Genomic DNA, 16,524 nt, shown 5'->3' with positions numbered 1-16,524 from the left:
TCGCGCTGTCGTTATACCTTCATCCGTTGCAATCTGAGTGCATTCAGTACGACGGATACCGAGCTCAGTGCCATCGCAGCACCGGCAACCCAAGGAGCCAGAAGGCCGAATGCGGCAATCGGTATGCCCAAAGAGTTGTATCCAAGCGCCCAGATAAAGTTCTGGCGGATGTTCGACATCGTTTTGCGGCTCATATAGATAGCGTCTGGAATGCTGTTCAGATCGCCCTTCATCAGCGTAACGTCAGCCGCTTCCATTGCAACGTCTGTACCTGTGCCAATCGCCATACCGATATCCGCCATGGCCAATGCTGGCGCATCGTTGATACCATCTCCAACCATTGCCACTTTTTTGCCTTGCTGCTGTAATTTCTTAACTTCTTCCGCTTTCCCCTCCGGGAGTACCTCTGCACGGACATGGTCAATGCCTGCCTGCTTGGCGATCGCCTGAGCAGTGCGTTCGTTGTCCCCGGTAATCATAATGACATCAATGCCCATACCTTTCAGCCTAACGACTGCTTCCCTGGACGTTTCTTTGATCGTATCAGCTACGGCTACAAGACCCGCATATTGACCATCCACAGCTGCAAGCATAGCCGTTTTGCCCTCTGTCTCCAGTTGGGACATCCGGGTGTCAGCCTCACCGATTCCAATCTGATGCTGATTCATCAGCTTCCGTGTTCCAACCAGCACGGTGCGGCCTTCTACTACGGCACGGATACCGTAGCCGGGAATCGCTTCGAACTGTTCCGTTGCTGGAAGAGTTGTGCCTTCACCAGTTATGCCTGCAACTATGGCTTCCGCCAACGGATGCTCGGAGTTTTTCTCAGCCGCGCCAACCAATCGTTTGAACTGCAATTCATCTATTCCATTGACCTCAACATCCGTAAGTTCCGGTTTCCCTTTCGTAACCGTACCGGTTTTGTCGAGGATAATCGTATCGATTTTGTGCGTGGACTCCAAATGCTCCCCGCCTTTAAACAGGACACCCATCTCTGCTGCACGCCCGGAACCGGCCATGATAGAGGTTGGTGTTGCAAGACCCAATGCACAAGGGCAGGCAATGACCAGAACGGCAATCGCAATTTCCAGCGAACGGGCGAAGTCGCCCGGTGTCACCAGGAAGAACCATATCAAGAACGATACAATCGCTATACCTACAACAATCGGGACAAATACACCCGAGATTACGTCAGCAACCCGCTGAATCTTCGCTTTAGAGCCCTGTGCCTCTTCCACAACCCTGATGATTTGTGCAAGTGCTGTATCCTTACCGACTTTGGTCGCTTTAATCATCAGTCTGCCGTTCTTGTTCAACGTTGCTCCGATGACAACGTCGCCAGCCTTCTTCTCTATCGGAATGCTCTCACCGGTCAGCATCGATTCATCAACCGCTGAGATCCCCTCCAACACTTCACCGTCAACCGGAATCTTCTCACCCGGCTTGATGATGACCATATCACCACGGAGTACCTGCTCTACCGGAATGGACATCTCCTGACCGTCACGGACGACCACTGCTGTCTTCGCCTGAAGACCCATGAGCGACTTGATCGCTTCCGAGGTCCGACCTTTGGCTAAAGTCTCAAATAGCTTACCGAGCAGCACAAGTGTGATCAGAATGGCACTCGTCTCATAATACATCGCAGGTCCATGGTGCGCATCTGCTCCCGCAACGAACCAATCTATAGTTAAATACAGACTGTAGAAGTAAGCTGCAGACGTGCCGAGAGCTATCAAAACATCCATATTCGCGCTTTTATTACGTAGAGCCGTATATGCTCCCATATAAAACTGCTTACCTATATAGAACTGTACTGGTGTTGCCAATATTAATTGGAACCACGGATTCATAAATATATCTGGTATCCAGAGCCATGACGTAAACGAGAAGTGACTCACCATGGACCAGAGCAGTGGTAGTGATAGAAGAGCCGATATCAAAAGCTTTCGCTTTTGCTTCTTGATCTCAAGTTCCCGGTGTTCTGACTTATCCTGCTGCTCTTCCTTGGGCACCGCCTGATATCCAAGCTTATCGATACGCTGTTGAATATCTGGAATACTTACTTCCGCCGGATTGTACTCCACCCGGAGACTTTCCATCGCAAAGTTTACTGCCGAGTTGGAGACGCCGGGCATTTTTCCTACAACCTTCTCAATCTTGACGGCACAAGCTGCACAGTACATGCCAACCAGCTGCAAATCCGCAGTCTCTTGAAGCGTACCATAACCGAGTTTCCCAATCTTCTCTTCCATCTGCTGAACGTTGACGACCTTCGGATCGAAGGTTACCGCCGCTCTTTCCAGCGCAAAATTCACATTCGCTTCCTGTACGCCTTCCATCTTGGCCAGACCTTTCTCAATCCGGTTCGCGCATGCCGCACAGGTCATACCCGTCAGCTGTAAAGTCGTTTTTTTCATTTCCTTTTGAAGTGACTCATTTGCTGCTCCCATATGCTATTCCCACCTCTTTTCAGTCTGCTGTAAGGTCAAGACAATTACACAACGCTGTAGCCCTGATCCTCAATCGCTTGTTTTACCATTTCAAACGTCAACTTGCTTTCATCGTATTCCACGGCAACTGTACCTTCGCCGAGATTTACCTTTGCATGGGCTCCGAGCTCTTTCACTGCACCTTCTATGGAATTGACACAGTGTCCGCACGACATCCCTTTTACATTAAGCGTAACGTTCTGCATTATAATCTCTCCTTTTTGATATATTGCAGCTTGCTGACTTTATCGTTACCGCGCTATCTGCCGCTCATACTTTAATATCCTTCTAAGCTGGTGTTCAGCTTTATGTGGCTGACCGGTTGAACCCTCAACTGTTTACAGTTTGTAGTTTACCCCCCTACCCTATATATGTCAAGCGATAAATTTCTTATTCCTGTAAAAATAATACTGCCACACCGAAACACGGGTGGCAGACTATAAACGCATTTATATCAGCAGTACCGAGTACTGCCACTTTACACGGCTTTATGCCTTCTTTAATGAATTAAACATTATTTCATCAATTTATTCATGGTGACCAGAAGTTCTGAAATAACTTCATCGTCGCCTTCCTGAATTCTCTCGATCACGCAGCTCTTCATGTGATGCTCCAACAACAGCCTACCAACACCGTTCAGCGCTGACTGGATCGATGAAATCTGGTTTAACACATCATCACAGTACGTATCTTTCTCGATAAGCCCTTTTACTCCGCGGATTTGACCTTCAATCCGATTCAACCGACTGATCAAATTGCTTTTGGTTTTGTCGGAATGATGGCTTTTGCGTTCACTTGGAACTGCACATGACGCGTGTGATTGATTTTCTGCAGTCACTTGTGATCCCCCTCTCTGGTAAACATATTTTATAATAATAGCTGTCTATTCGTATAGATGCCTGACATATCTGCTGGATCTTCATATATTTGATAGCGACAGCCGTCTAAACCTATCCTTGATTATGGTTAGCCTAACAGCAGCTTTTCAATCTCCTGTCGGTTAAACACAAAGCCGAGAAAACACTTGATCATTAATGTATATTGTGGGAGCCAGCGCCTTTCCCGAGCGTTTAGGGAGTTCATCAGCATATTTCGGCTCATTGGCGATACTATGTTATTGAGTTTCATCATATCACATAGCCCCCCACCCTATCCACCCTTATGAAAATATCCCCGCGTAATCTAGGAATTAAATCTCAAAATAGCGTTCAGCGTTCCTGTAGCAGATATCCTGGATAATGCCACCGATATAATCATAATCCGCCGGAAGCTCTCCATCCTTGATCCACTCCCCGAATAGACCACACAGGACTCGCCGGAAATATTCATGACGCGGGAAGGACATAAAACTGCGGGAGTCGGTCAGCATGCCGACAAACGTGCTGATCAGACCAATCGAAGATAAGGCCTTCAGCTGCTGGAGCATACCTTCCTTCTGATCATGGAACCACCAGGCCGAACCGAGCTGAAGCTTCCCTTCGACTTCTGAGGATTGAAAATTGCCGATGGTGGCAGCGATCATTTCATACTGTGCTGAGTACAGGCTGTAGACAATCGTTTTGGGCAGTTCATGATTCCGATCCAACTCACTTAAAAACGCGTTCAATGATGCTGCTAAATGAAAGTCGAGAATAGAGTCATACCCACTGTCCTTGCCGAGTTTTGCGAACATTCGCGCGTTGTTGTTACGGATCGCTCCGATATGCAGCTGCATGGCCCATCCACGAGCGCGGTACATGCGGCCGAGCGCCAGCAACGTAAAGGTGCGGTATTTACCTTCCTCTTCGGGTGTAATGGCCACTCCTTGCATTGCTTTGCTGTAAATATCCGCTGCTTCCTTTTCTGTAACAGCCGTATACGGAAAAGCACCAAACCCGTGATCCGACAGGCGGCACCCTTGCTCGTGAAAGTAAGAAATTCGCTTCTCCAATCCGTCAATGAGTCCCGTATAGGCTTCGACCGTTACATTAGCGGACTCTCCCAGTTCCTGTACATATCCGGCAAATCCGGCGTGCGTAATATCCAGAACCCGGTCAGGGCGAAAAGCCGGAGTGACAACAGTTTTGATGTCGGGGTTATTTCTGATACTCCGATGGAATTCAAGATTGTCTATAGGATCATCGGTCGTGCAAGCCACCTTGACCTTAAACTTCTCCAGTATGCCTGCCGCATGTAAGGTAGACTCCTGCAGCCGCTCGTTACAGCGGTCCCACACTTCCTCCGCATTGTGCTCAGTCAGCCTCTCTTGTATATCGAAATAACGGGACAACTCCAGATGTGTCCAATGGTACAGCGGATTTCCGGCCATGCGCGGGACGCTTTTGGCCCAAACCATAAACTTATCTTTATCGGAGGCATTCCCTGTAATAAGTTCTTCCTCTACACCAAGCCAGCGCAGAGCTCTCCATTTATAATGGTCCCCATCCAGCCACATTTCCGTCAAATTGCGGAACTGGCGATTCTCGGCAATATCTTGCGGATTCAAGTGGTTGTGATAATCAAAAACAGGCATTTCCGCAGCATAATCGTAATAAAGCTTTCGGGCGCTTTTACTGGTGAGCAACAATGATTCTGTATCGAAACGACTCATACTTGTTCCCTCCCACGATCTCGTCTGAATAATCAGTTCCATACTACCATACAAGTATGGTAGTATGGAATGACAGGAGATGATTCAAGTGGAAAATTCTTTTCGTATGCAGCCCGGATCAGCCGGAAATATCGTGTACAACAAGCTGAAACAGCAAATTGTGAACCTAGAGCTTCCGCCAGGGACAACGCTGTCCGAGAAGGAAGTATCCCTAGCCTTCGACGTAAGCCGGACACCAGTCCGTGAAAGCTTTGTCCGCCTTGCTCAGGAAGGGCTAGTGGTTGTATTACCGCAGCGGGGAACCCGGGTATCGCTTATAGATTCCGAGCTCGTCGAAGAAGCACGTTTCATGCGGGAACAGCTGGAGAAGGCTGTTATCCGTCTTGCCTGTGAGTCTTTCCCTGCAGATAAACTTGAGGAGCTGGAAGCCAATCTGGCACAGCAGAAGGAAAGCATTGAGCGGCACGATGGCAAGCAAATGTTCGAGCTGGATGAGACATTTCACCGAATTTTGTTCGAAGGCTGCCGCAAACAAGGCACATGGAACGTCATTCAGCAGATGAACGCTCACCTGAACCGGAGCCGGATACTATGGTTATCCGCTGATCCGCATTGGAGCCACCTGTATGAGCAGCACCGGATAATGGCTGACGCGATCCGCAGACATGACAGTGATCATGCCGAGCGTATCATGCAGGAGCATTTGAGCCTGATCATCTCGAATTTGACCGTGCTCAAGGAGAAGCACCCGAATTATTTTAAAATATAAGAGGTTGTTCAAAAAGTCCGCTTTTGATCACGAAGTGAATCAGGAAGTGGGCTCGGCATCGAATCTTGAATTCAGCCGGTCCTAGCATATGCTTACGAAGTATGTTTCCTCCGGAAACATCTCAGGTGCTCACGTACCCAAAACAGCTGATGCTTACGAAGTCGTTTTCTACGAAAACGTGTAGCTCCGCTCCTCAGTCCCTAGCTTCATCCAACTCAAGCGTTTTGAAAAAACGCACATCGGAAGCATATGCTTCGGTGCTGAAAACCGACCTTTTTGAACACGCACTATAAGAAAGTCAAAATTTTATTTTGTATACTTTCTTTATATGTCTCGAAGAAACGCAGTCGCCCTTTTAAAAAAGAACGACGAAGTCGTTTCTTCTTGGCTAAGCCATGGTTTGTTTCGAATCCTATATGGAAGAGGCGGTGGAAAAATGCGTATGGTATTCCGCTGGTTCGGCGATGGCAATGATACGGTCACGCTTGACCAGATCAGACAAATTCCCGGCGTAGAAGGCATCGTATGGGCACTGCACGATATCCCGGTCGGTGAGGAATGGCCGATGGAACGGATTCAGGTAGTCCATAAACAAGCAGAAGCGTACGGACTTCATTTGGATGTAGTTGAAAGTGTGAATGTGCACGAGGATATTAAGCTGGGCCTTCCTTCCCGCGATCACTACATAACCAACTACATCCGCACGATGGAGAAGCTGGCGCAGGTCGGTATCAAAGTCATCTGTTACAACTTCATGCCGGTGTTTGACTGGGTGCGTACGGATCTGCATAGAGCTACTGGCGACGGATCAACGGCACTCTTTTTCGAAAAAGCATTGATTCACGGCATTGATCCGATGGAGCTGGTGCGTAACATTAATGACAACAGCACACTGACCATGCCCGGCTGGGAACCGGAGCGCCTTGCTCATTTAACTTCCCTGTTCGAGGCCTACCGGAACGTGACGGAAGAGGATTTGTGGAACAACCTAGAGTATTTCCTGAACGCTGTCATTCCAGCGGCAGAGCAGTACGGCATTCGAATGGCGATTCACCCGGATGATCCACCTTGGTCGATCTTTGGACTGCCTCGTATCATTACGAGTCAGGATAATATCCGCAGATTCTTGAAGCTGTATGACAGTCCGGCGAACAGCGTAACGCTGTGCAGTGGGTCTCTCGGAGCGAATCCTGACAATGACATCATCGGGATGATCCATGAATTCCATGACCGGATTCCGTTCACGCATATTCGTAACGTGCGCGTATTCGATAACGGAGATTTCATCGAGACGTCACACCGGACGCAAGATGGAACCGTTGATATCGCCGGCATTGTTAAAGCCTATAATGATAACGGTTTCAATGGATACTGCAGACCCGATCACGGGCGTCATATCTGGGGTGAGGAGTGCCGACCGGGATACGGACTGTATGACCGCGCACTCGGCATCATGTATTTATGGGGTGTATGGGATTCCTTGGAGAGATCCAGAATCGCCAAGGAAAAGGAGGCTTCCACCGTATGAATGAATCTCCACAGATCACGAAGCTTCCGAAGCATCCTGCTCTTGAAGGTAAAGTAGCCGTTGTAACAGGTGGTTCCGGTGTCTTATGCCGCGCAATGGCACTGGAGCTGGGCCGCCAGGGCGTTAAAGTAGCTGTGCTGAACCGCACAGTGGAGAAAGGCCAACTCGTTGCAGGCGAGATAAAGGCAGCAGGCGGCGAAGCGGTTGCTATCGCATGCGACGTCACCGATGCAGACAGCGTGCGCCATGCCGAGCAGTCGGTACGTGAGCTGCTGGGACCGTGCGATATTCTCATTAACGGAGCCGGCGGCAATCACAAGGATGCCAATACGACTAACGAAATTTTTCGGCCGGAGGATTTGGAGAAACCTGGGGTTTCAACCTTCTTCGACCTCAGTGTTCCCGGATTCCGGAGCGTAATGGATCTGAATTTCATCGGTACACTCATTCCTACGCAAATTTTTGGCCAAAGTATGCTCGGCCGCCCGGGCGCAGTTGTGCTCAACGTCTCATCGATGAGCGCCCCGTCGCCGATGACCAAGGTGCCTGCCTACAGTGCAGCGAAAGCGGCAATCAACAACTTCACGCAGTGGCTGGCTGTGCATCTCGCCGAGTCCGGCATCCGGGTCAACGCTATTGCCCCGGGGTTCTTCCTGACGGAGCAGAACCGCAATCTTCTGACTCATGAAGACGGCTCATTGACCGAACGCTCTCATAAGATTATTACCCATACCCCCATGAGGCGGTTTGGCGTGCCGGAAGATCTGCTCGGCACGGTTCTCTGGCTGGTGGATGAGCAGACATCCGGATTCGTAACAGGAACTGTCATCCCGGTGGACGGCGGATTTATGGCTTATTCCGGTGTGTAGAATCAACCAGCCTTGCTCTCTGAGCCTATAAGATCAGAAAGTTTTTTTGTATTGAATATTGCCAGCTTGACGATCTTTCTGAAATATGGCATCTTTATAGGAACGAATACACGAAAGCGATGAAGGGAAAATAGTAGCTTATCCATCATTGTCCAAGCGAGCCGGCGACAGGTGTGAGGTCCGGTACAATGAGATATGTGAATGGGTCCCTTCGCTTCAAACCGAACCCCTGCCTGGCAGGCCAGTAGGCTTTGACGGCTCTCCCCCGTTACCATGGGAGAAGTGATCGGAACAGGCATTCAGACTTAAAGCCTTTCTTCCCGTCATGTTAAAGTGCGGCACATGATTGCCGAAAAGTGGTGGTACCGCGGAGTCAAACACTTCGTCCCTGAGCAAGGGGCGAGGTGTTTTTTTATTTTTTCATAAACTTAAGGAGGTCAATCAATATGAACAAGAGAATGTTGTCAGGCATCAAACCCAGCGGAGATTTGAACATTGGAGGATACAGCGGCTCACTGAGCCAATTTGTGGCTCATCAGCACGACTATGAATGCTACTTCTTCATCCCTGATCTGCACGCAGTAACGGTGTATCAGGACCCCAAGGAGCTACACCAGCGGTCCCGGGACATTGCCGCCCTGTACATTGCCGCAGGCATCGACCCGAAGAAGGCTGTCATTTTCCTTCAGTCACAGGTGCCTGCTCACGCCGAGTTGTCATGGCTGCTGGAGACACAGGCACATTTCGGTGAACTGAGCCGGATGACGCAGTTTAAAGACAAATCCGAAGGTAAGGATACCGTCAGCTCAGCCCTGTTCACTTATCCGGTTCTGATGGCAGCTGACATCTTGCTCTACCAGATTACTCACGTACCTGTCGGGGATGACCAGAAGCAGCATATTGAGCTGACACGCGATCTGGCTACGCGATTTAATAATAAGTTCGGTAATACATTTGTGTTGCCTGAGCCGATCATCCAGGACACGGGTGCACGAATCATGGGTCTCGACGATCCATCTAGTAAAATGAGCAAAAGCAACCCGAACCAGAACAGCTACGTGTCGCTTCTTGATGACCCGGCCGTAATCCGCAAAAAGTTCTCCAGAGCCGTAACGGACTCCGAAATGAACGTCCGTTATGACTGGGATACCAAACCTGAGGTCAGCAACCTGATTGAGATTTATTCCGTATTTTCAGGCGATTCCATTGAGACGATTGAGAAGCGCTATGAAGGCCAAGGCTACGGCGCGTTCAAAAAGGAACTGGCGGAGGTCGTCATCACCAAGGTGGAGCCGATCCAGAAAACATACCATGAAATCGTCCACTCTGAAGAGCTGGACAACATTCTGAAAGACGGCGCCCGCCGCGCCAATGAAGCTGCTCAGGAGACACTGCTTGCCGCGAAACGCGCCATGGGATTTGTAACGTTCTAAACATGTAGAAACGGTTTTACCGTCTTTAAGAAAAAGCCTCCCAAGAAAGAGGATGACAACGCCGGAACACAGGCTGTATCTTCCTCTTCTACGGGAGGCTTTTTATTATAAAACCATAGGATTAATCCAATATCTAATCAATTATTTAAAGAATGCAGGCAAGTACGGTTTGTGTGCTTCCAGCAGCTCATCCAGCACCTTCTTGGCCACGTCAACAGATGGAATAAGCGGATGATGGGCTAGTGCTTGCAGAGCAATGCCGCGATCACCGGTCACTGCTGCGTCAATCGTTAACTTCTCATATACTTTCACTGCATGCATCAGGCCTTTTACATGCTCCGGAACGTTCTTAGGCGCCAATGTAACTGGACCTTGCCCTGTCACTACACAGTTGACCTCAATGCTCGCATCCGGCGGCAGGAAATCAAATGTATTGCCGTTCGCCACGTTCAACGCCTGGATATCGCGTTTGTCGTTATAGATGGAATTCATCAGATTCACCGCTGCTTCGGAATAGAAAGCTCCGCCCCGCTGTTCCAGCTGCTTCGGCTTCACATCGAGATTTACGTCTTTATACAGCTCGAACAATTCTGTTTCCACACGGCTGACGATGTCGGCACGAGTGCCGTCTTTTTCAAGCGAAGCCTTCATGTCTGCGAACATTTTGTCCTTCATGTAGAAATATTTCAAATAATACGTCGGGATCGCGCCCAAGGATTTCAGGAAATCGGCATCCCAGCCGAGGGTAGGTACGTTTTTCGCTGTATAGCTTTTGCCGCCGTCCAGCAGTTCCGGAAGCTTCTCTTCCCCACGAATGATAGCCGAGGTTACCCAGTGCAGATGGTTGATACCTACAAACTCAGGCAATACATCCTTCTCTGGTACCTGATACTCTGCAGCCAAGAACTTCTGGAAGTTAATCGGAGAGTTGCACAGACCGATCGAGCGAACTTTGCTGTGCTTCAACACCGCTTCAGTAACAATTCCCGCCGGATTCGTAAAATTCAGCATCCACGCATTCGGTGCCAACTCCTCGATGTCGCGGCAAATATCCAGAATGACCGGTACCGTACGAAGCGCCTTCATCATGCCCCCCGGACCTGTTGTCTCTTGGCCGATAACTCCGTGTTGAATCGGAATATGCTCATCCAGCTTCCGCGCCGCCAGCAGGCCGACACGCATCTGTGTTGTCACGAAATCCGCACCTTCAATCGCACGCTTGCGGTCGAGCGTCAGATGAACTTCAATAGGAAGTCCAGATTTCTCAATCATGCGTTTAGCCAGATTGCCAACGATGTCCAGCTTGTGCTTGCCTTCCTCGATGTCCACGAACCATAATTCGCGAATTGGCATTTGGTCATAATTGCGAATGAACCCTTCTACGATTTCGGGTGTGTAAGAGGAACCTCCGCCAATGACGGTTATTTTGAGACCGGTTGATTGTGACACTTGAATCGCCTCCATAAGATGATGTTATATGAATTAGTGAAATGAGATCCCTTAAAAAGATAATGATTTCAATTTGCTTTCCGTCTCAGCGTCAATCACTTGACCATCTGACTCCATCGCGCTCATCAGGGCGCCTGCTACCGGGTCTGAGGTTAAATGAACGCATCTTGCATGAGGTGCCCGTGCGGCAACTCCGCGTTCAATGGCATCGGTGAGAATTGAGCTTTTTCCCTTGTTCAAAACGCTTCCAATATAGACGATATCAAACGTTTCATCCGACATGCCAAGACGTCTGATCAAGGCACATACGGCATTAGCCATCTCTTCACCTTCAGTTTCAAGAATGGAGATCGCTACAGCATCCCCTGCTTCAGCCACTTCCAGTAAAATTTTCACCAGACTGGACGGAATGGAGATTTTATCGTACAGCACGTCCTCGAACAATGCTTCAACAGAAGTATAACCCATGTGATCGAGCACCAAAGAAGTTAATCGCGTCTCAGGCCCGCGGCCATCCCACGCCCTCATGACAGACCGGAACGCGAGCATTGCTAAACCCGACCCTCCAGCGTAACCATCACCATACTTAAAGCCAAAACCGCCATACTGCAGCTCCTCGCTATCCGCATTACGGGCCGCGCTGTTAAATCCGGTTCCGCAGATAATCGCCGCACCGTAAGAACGGTTTGTACCCGCGCGCATGCCGATCATCGTATCACAGGCAATCTCGTGCTTCAGGTACCCCATTCCGCCGATCATCGGGCGCAAAATCTCATAATCCGCTTCACGGTCCGCTCCAGCCAATCCGAAGTAGGCAAAGCTGACGTCATTCTTTGTTATTCCGGCTTCAAGCAGTGCTGCGTCGCAGGCAGCGTTGATGTTGCTTTCCGCCTTTTCACGGTCAATTTGATGATTTCCGTTACCTGCCATTCCTTTGCCGAGCACATTACCGCGCTCATCTACAATAACGGCATGAGTCTTGCTTCCTCCGGCGTCCACGCCCAAATATCTCCTCATGTACATCACTCCTTCCGCTGATCACGGGATCAAACTGTTGTTATATGTACAAGATACTCTTCTACGGCAGCTCAAACTACTGCTATATATGTAAGAACTGATACTATCTTACTGTCCTATGCTTGAGCTCTCTATTATGACCGCTCTCTCAGTTCACTTGGTGATAAACCGATATGCTGTTTAAACAGCCGGTTGAAGTTAGACAGATTCCGAAACCCGCATTCCTCGGCAATACCGATGATTTTCAAATCTGTTGTCTCGAGCAAATGCACCGCATGGGTCAGTCTCAATTGAATTAAATAGTTCAGGGGTGAAGTGCCGACAGCCTGATGAAATAGAGCACTAAACCGCGAGGGACTTAAATGGGCGAGATCGGCCAGCTCATTCAGTGTCCAGCCGTAACCAAGATTCAGTTCCATTGTATGAAGTACATCCCTCAGCACATGCATACCTCGATGCTTCATGGACAGATGGACCGTCTGCTGCGGTGTCTCGTGTAGGTGACGGTTGGTCAACCCCAGAAAGCGAATCAGATCCGCACGAATCAGACTCATAAAAACATCGTCTTTCATACGGTTCTCTTCCATCATCCGTTGGAACAGCCCCACCAATTCCCGGCTAACGGGCTTATCGTGAGTGACGATATGGCCGAAATGCACACCGGCTTCGCGGAAAGGATGCATCAGTTCCGGGTCATACTTCAGATCAATGGCCAGGAGCGAGGGATCGAACATAATAATATCCATCACCAGATCTTTCGTTTCAAAAGCCCGGTGCAAATCGTCGCTGTTAATGAAGACAAGATCGCCTTCTTCAAACGGTACTTTCATACCATTAATGAGATAGTAACCGTTTCCACTTCGTATATAGTTCATTTCCAGAGTTTGATGCCAGTGCAGACGTTGGAATCCGGGGTTAACCCCCTCCGTCGTCGAAGCCGTAAATGGAAAAGAGCTGTCCGGAAAAAGAATATGATCACGTATGACACTCTGAGGCCTGTCCATCTGGCAAATTCACCTCCACCAAAAGTTCTGAGTTTCTTGAAAAAGGCATTATCGTACCCTATCAAGTCGAATTATTCAAATATTACCACGATGATATAGGACAGGCTATCACTCCGGGTTGACTTTAAATCGGCTAAAAAGAGTATACGGGCACTTGAAACCTTTTTGGGTGAAAAAGTGTATTTTTACATTGCTCCACTTCTTCCCAAATACACGAAAAAGGGTTGCATCAGATAACCGAGGTTACTATAATGGTAGTAACTTAAATTTGATACTTTATGAGATAAGGATGTGTCTGTTTGAATTTTCGCGTATATATCTTGGCCATCGCGGCGTTTGTCGTCGGTATGGTTGAACTCATCGTTGGAGGTATCCTGAATCTCATTGCAGAGGATCTTCAAATATCTATCAGTTCTGCCGGTCAGTTTATCACCATCTTTTCCATTGCCTTTGCGATCTCAGGTCCGATTCTAATTAATGTGACCGCCAAAATGGAACGTAAAAAGCTCTATCTGTACACGATGACTGCCTTTATGATCAGTAATCTGATCGTAGCTTTCACATCAAGTTATGCAGCAATCATCGCAGCCCGTGCATTATCCGCTATGAGCGGATCCGTTATCGTTGTACTGTCCGTCTCCATGGCAGCCTCGCTCGTTCCGGAATCGCACAAAGGTCGCGCGATCGGAATTATCTATATGGGAATCAGCGGATCACTTGTACTCGGGGTACCACTCGGCATGGTGATCGGTAATGCTTACGGCTGGCGGACTCCGTTTCTCGTCATTGCGATTCTTAGCCTGCTATCTATGGCCGGCATTGCGTTATTCACGACACGCACAGCTCCGAACCCGGTAGTACCGCTTCGTGAACAGCTTGCGTCCTTGAAGAACAGCAAGATTATCAGCGCCCAGCTTATCGTCCTGCTGCTGCTCACCGGTCATCTGACTTTGTACGGATACCTGAAGCCTTATGTACAGTCCACATTCGACGTCAGCAACGACATGATGAGTGTCGTTTACTTTTTGTTCGGCATCGCAGCCGTAACAGGCGGCGGGGTCGGCGGCTGGATATCTGACCGTTTCGGTACGAAACGTTCAATCCTCACCATTGTGGCCTGCTTCTCGGTATCGATGTTCGTGGTCATGCTCACAGCTCAAATCTCGTTCTGGGTGTTCCTAATAGCCATGATGATATGGAGTGCGCTGAGTTGGGCCATTTCTCCAGCTCAGCAGACTTATCTGCTTCAGCTGGCTCCAGACAATGCAGAAACACAGCTTAGCTTGAATTCCTCCATGCTTCACCTAGGAATCGCTGCCGGTTCAATCATCGGCGGTACCGTTATTGATCAGAGCCACACGGTAGCCCACAACCCTTGGGTCGGCGGTATCATTGCTACCGTTGCCTTCGGTGTCGCGTTATTCTCGCTAACTCGCCGTTCTGCTCCTGACAAGGATGGAGCTGCTGCTTCGTCCCGAACCGCAGAGCAGTTGTAAGTTTGGTTCAAACTCATACTGTACACACTTAAAGGGGCATCCCAAAAGGTCCATTGACCTGTGGGATGCCCCTTTGCTGTTGTGAGAGACTGCACGGAGTAGTCATTCCTCCATACTTTCTGTCCTTGTTTAATAGCGCAGCCGGAGCAAAAGCGCTTTAATCTCTTCGTCTTTGAACATCTCTTCCGGATATTTACGACTGAATGCAGTCAATGCCATATCGTGGTAGAAAAATTCAACAAACACCTTCACAAAGGGCTGTGCCTGCGTCCGGATTGCCTGCCAGCTGCCCTGCTCGACGCCTGCGAATAGAAGCTGCTTCGTATCTGTCACCAGAAGCATGAACCGCTCCAGCTTATCGTGATCCGCCGTAGGATTCAGCACATACAGCTTGGACAGCGACACTTCCGGATGGTCATCCCCCGTCACCAAAGCTTCAACGCGCACACCTTCCCGCTCTTTCCGGTCCAGCAGATCGGTTATTTCATTAAACTCATCGCTCCACATTGAGACGAGAACAGACTCCTGCGCTTCCTCAATCATCTGTTTGCAGAACGCCTGGATCGAGCTGTGCGATTTCAGACTCCACACCTGATCATCCACAACCGTTTTGCGGACCCCCGCCGAGCGAAGCTCCTTAATGTCACTCTCAAACTCATGCGTCAGTTTATCAATCACGGCTTCCACAGGGAGTGCCGTATAGGTACGCTTTTTGCCAGATACCGTATCCATGACAATTCCCTTGTCCACTAACCGGTCCAGCACCTCATAAATTTTAGCCTTCGGAACACCGGACAACTTCACGATACTCGATGCATCCATCGCCTCGCCGCTCGTCACAAGTGTTTCATATACTTTGCTCTCATACTGGGAGTAACCGAATTGTAGAAGCATAGCTCCTCCTTGTACATTTGTTACCCTCTATGTTACCGGAGCGTGAGACGCTTGACCAGTACTATGGAAATGTGAATGCATGTTTATAGATACTCCTGAGTCCGTTTGCTCTGAAACCTGCTCATTGTCCGGGTTCCCCCGACTCCCTTTAGAGAGCTCAGCGTTTAGATCATGGTTAAATTCGGATGAATCATACGTCATTGCCCTTTCAAAGTAAATGTTCATTTATGGTCTAAAAATTCAAAATATCGACGAAAAAGCCAAAAGAAAACGTGTACATTAGGGCTTGACATCGATTATCCATACAAATACACGGTATCTTGCCACTTTACGAGAAATCAACGAAATACAGAGAAATACAGAGTATGGAGCAGTATTCTGGTGACCAATCCCCCTTTCCCCCGATATCCTGTTAAAAAACACCTCAAATGTGCCTCTCCCTCGATTTACATTACGAACCGCCAGACGTATGATACGAATCATGAAATGAACAATGTTTTCACATGAATCGCTGAATTCCCTTGCTGGGCAAGGGAAGCGGGGGAACCAAACAAGGAGATGGACCAGGTGGTGTGAGAGCCACCATGAACATCTTCAGGGGTGAATCTTGATCCGAAGACTCTATGGAATCGGATCAGGTAGGGCGACTCTCACCGCCCGAATCCGACAGCTAACCTCGTAAGCGTTGAGTTAAGCAGTCACGCATTCAATTGACGCGGTCTGCTCACAAGGAGAGGATGATGAAGCTTGTGATCGAGAAACACGACCACAGGGCTTAATGTCTCTGTGGTTTTTTGCAAAGTGCTTTTTTATTCGCTGAATCCTTGAATGGAAAAGGAACGGGGGAACCAAACGGGAGACTTGCTTTTCTTCCAGGGGTGAATCACATCGGCAGAATACCTGCCTATGGGTAGGGCGACTCTCACGCCCGAATCCGTCAGCTAACCTCGTAAGCGTATCGAGAGAGGCAACGATTGTCGTGT

At 49.0% G+C, this 16,524-nt stretch carries 14 protein-coding genes, 2 riboswitches and 1 other annotated feature; of the genes, 5 read left to right on the top strand and 9 right to left on the bottom strand.

Annotation, left to right across the window (positions count from 1 at the left end):
* Positions 1 to 11 precede the first annotated feature (11 nt).
* The 5 genes from AC2TF5_RS01230 to uxaC all read right to left on the bottom strand — a co-directional run bounded on the left by AC2TF5_RS01230 (position 12) and on the right by uxaC (position 5,082).
* Positions 12 to 2,453, bottom strand: coding sequence for a heavy metal translocating P-type ATPase (locus AC2TF5_RS01230; protein ID WP_491300483.1), 2,442 nt, complete (start codon positions 2,451 to 2,453; stop codon positions 12 to 14).
* Between the two features lie 44 nt (positions 2,454 to 2,497).
* Positions 2,498 to 2,698 carry a copper ion binding protein gene (locus AC2TF5_RS01225; RefSeq protein WP_491300481.1) on the bottom strand — a complete coding sequence of 67 codons (201 nt, stop codon included), beginning with the start codon at positions 2,696 to 2,698 and terminating at the stop codon, positions 2,498 to 2,500.
* A gap of 308 nt (positions 2,699 to 3,006) precedes the next feature.
* A complete protein-coding gene (locus tag AC2TF5_RS01220) occupies positions 3,007 to 3,330 on the bottom strand; it encodes a metal-sensitive transcriptional regulator (RefSeq protein WP_491300480.1) in 324 nt (107 codons plus the stop codon).
* Between the two features lie 128 nt (positions 3,331 to 3,458).
* Positions 3,459 to 3,623, bottom strand: a complete 165-nt coding sequence (locus AC2TF5_RS01215; RefSeq protein ID WP_491300479.1) for a hypothetical protein — start codon at positions 3,621 to 3,623, stop codon at positions 3,459 to 3,461.
* Positions 3,624 to 3,681: 58 nt separating this feature from the next.
* Positions 3,682 to 5,082: a glucuronate isomerase gene (gene uxaC / locus AC2TF5_RS01210; RefSeq protein ID WP_491300478.1), complete on the bottom strand. Its 1,401-nt coding sequence runs from the start codon at positions 5,080 to 5,082 to the stop codon at positions 3,682 to 3,684.
* A 106-nt stretch (positions 5,083 to 5,188) separates the two neighbouring features.
* Between uxaC and AC2TF5_RS01205 the strand changes: the two genes are divergently transcribed.
* The 4 genes from AC2TF5_RS01205 to trpS all read left to right on the top strand — a co-directional run bounded on the left by AC2TF5_RS01205 (position 5,189) and on the right by trpS (position 9,681).
* Entirely contained in the window at positions 5,189 to 5,851 is a 663-nt protein-coding gene (locus AC2TF5_RS01205) for a GntR family transcriptional regulator (protein WP_491302774.1), read from the top strand.
* A gap of 436 nt (positions 5,852 to 6,287) precedes the next feature.
* On the top strand, positions 6,288 to 7,379 hold the full coding sequence (uxuA, locus tag AC2TF5_RS01200; protein ID WP_491300477.1) for a mannonate dehydratase: 1,092 nt from the start codon (positions 6,288 to 6,290) through the stop codon (positions 7,377 to 7,379).
* 14 nt (positions 7,380 to 7,393) lie between these two features.
* Positions 7,394 to 8,248: an SDR family oxidoreductase gene (locus AC2TF5_RS01195; protein ID WP_491302773.1), complete on the top strand. Its 855-nt coding sequence runs from the start codon at positions 7,394 to 7,396 to the stop codon at positions 8,246 to 8,248.
* Between the two features lie 110 nt (positions 8,249 to 8,358).
* Positions 8,359 to 8,641 (top strand) — a binding site (T-box leader).
* A gap of 53 nt (positions 8,642 to 8,694) precedes the next feature.
* Complete coding sequence (gene trpS, locus AC2TF5_RS01190; RefSeq protein WP_491300476.1) at positions 8,695 to 9,681, top strand: tryptophan--tRNA ligase; 987 nt, start codon at positions 8,695 to 8,697, stop codon at positions 9,679 to 9,681.
* A 141-nt stretch (positions 9,682 to 9,822) separates the two neighbouring features.
* Here the strand turns inward: trpS and AC2TF5_RS01185 are convergent, their stop codons facing one another.
* From AC2TF5_RS01185 to AC2TF5_RS01175, 3 genes are all read right to left on the bottom strand, one after another.
* Positions 9,823 to 11,130 (bottom strand): 6-phospho-beta-glucosidase, encoded by a 1,308-nt coding sequence (locus AC2TF5_RS01185; protein WP_491300475.1) that lies wholly within the window; start codon positions 11,128 to 11,130, stop codon positions 9,823 to 9,825.
* A 51-nt stretch (positions 11,131 to 11,181) separates the two neighbouring features.
* Positions 11,182 to 12,147, bottom strand: coding sequence for an N-acetylglucosamine kinase (locus tag AC2TF5_RS01180; RefSeq protein ID WP_491300474.1), 966 nt, complete (start codon positions 12,145 to 12,147; stop codon positions 11,182 to 11,184).
* A 134-nt stretch (positions 12,148 to 12,281) separates the two neighbouring features.
* A complete protein-coding gene (locus AC2TF5_RS01175; protein ID WP_491300473.1) occupies positions 12,282 to 13,151 on the bottom strand; it encodes an AraC family transcriptional regulator in 870 nt (289 codons plus the stop codon).
* 347 nt (positions 13,152 to 13,498) lie between these two features.
* Between AC2TF5_RS01175 and AC2TF5_RS01170 the strand changes: the two genes are divergently transcribed.
* Positions 13,499 to 14,647, top strand: a complete 1,149-nt coding sequence (locus tag AC2TF5_RS01170; protein WP_491302772.1) for an MFS transporter — start codon at positions 13,499 to 13,501, stop codon at positions 14,645 to 14,647.
* Between the two features lie 129 nt (positions 14,648 to 14,776).
* Here AC2TF5_RS01170 and AC2TF5_RS01165 read toward each other — a convergent pair whose 3' ends face one another.
* On the bottom strand, positions 14,777 to 15,541 hold the full coding sequence (locus AC2TF5_RS01165; RefSeq protein WP_241934067.1) for a TrmB family transcriptional regulator: 765 nt from the start codon (positions 15,539 to 15,541) through the stop codon (positions 14,777 to 14,779).
* Between the two features lie 499 nt (positions 15,542 to 16,040).
* Positions 16,041 to 16,241: riboswitch (cyclic di-AMP (ydaO/yuaA leader) on the top strand.
* A 104-nt stretch (positions 16,242 to 16,345) separates the two neighbouring features.
* A riboswitch (cyclic di-AMP (ydaO/yuaA leader) is annotated at positions 16,346 to 16,513 on the top strand.
* Positions 16,514 to 16,524 lie beyond the last annotated feature (11 nt).

Source organism: Paenibacillus sp. JNUCC 34 (genome assembly GCF_058269055.1).
The sequence above is the reverse complement of the archived record's forward strand: the minus strand, read 5'-3'. Positions and strand labels throughout refer to the sequence as shown.

Bases quoted from the DNA above. Each gene is read 5' to 3' on its own strand.
- AC2TF5_RS01230 (WP_491300483.1), bottom strand. From the start codon at position 2,453: ATGGGAGCAGCAAATGAGTCACTTCAAAAGGAAATGAAAAAAACGACT.
- AC2TF5_RS01225 (WP_491300481.1), bottom strand. From the start codon at position 2,698: ATGCAGAACGTTACGCTTAATGTAAAAGGGATGTCGTGCGGACACTGT.
- AC2TF5_RS01215 (WP_491300479.1), bottom strand. From the start codon at position 3,623: ATGATGAAACTCAATAACATAGTATCGCCAATGAGCCGAAATATGCTG.
- uxaC (WP_491300478.1), bottom strand. From the start codon at position 5,082: ATGAGTCGTTTCGATACAGAATCATTGTTGCTCACCAGTAAAAGCGCC.
- AC2TF5_RS01205 (WP_491302774.1), top strand. From the start codon at position 5,189: ATGCAGCCCGGATCAGCCGGAAATATCGTGTACAACAAGCTGAAACAG.
- uxuA (WP_491300477.1), top strand. From the start codon at position 6,288: ATGCGTATGGTATTCCGCTGGTTCGGCGATGGCAATGATACGGTCACG.
- trpS (WP_491300476.1), top strand. From the start codon at position 8,695: ATGAACAAGAGAATGTTGTCAGGCATCAAACCCAGCGGAGATTTGAAC.
- AC2TF5_RS01180 (WP_491300474.1), bottom strand. From the start codon at position 12,147: ATGAGGAGATATTTGGGCGTGGACGCCGGAGGAAGCAAGACTCATGCC.
- AC2TF5_RS01175 (WP_491300473.1), bottom strand. From the start codon at position 13,151: ATGGACAGGCCTCAGAGTGTCATACGTGATCATATTCTTTTTCCGGAC.
- AC2TF5_RS01170 (WP_491302772.1), top strand. From the start codon at position 13,499: ATGGTTGAACTCATCGTTGGAGGTATCCTGAATCTCATTGCAGAGGAT.
- AC2TF5_RS01165 (WP_241934067.1), bottom strand. From the start codon at position 15,541: ATGCTTCTACAATTCGGTTACTCCCAGTATGAGAGCAAAGTATATGAA.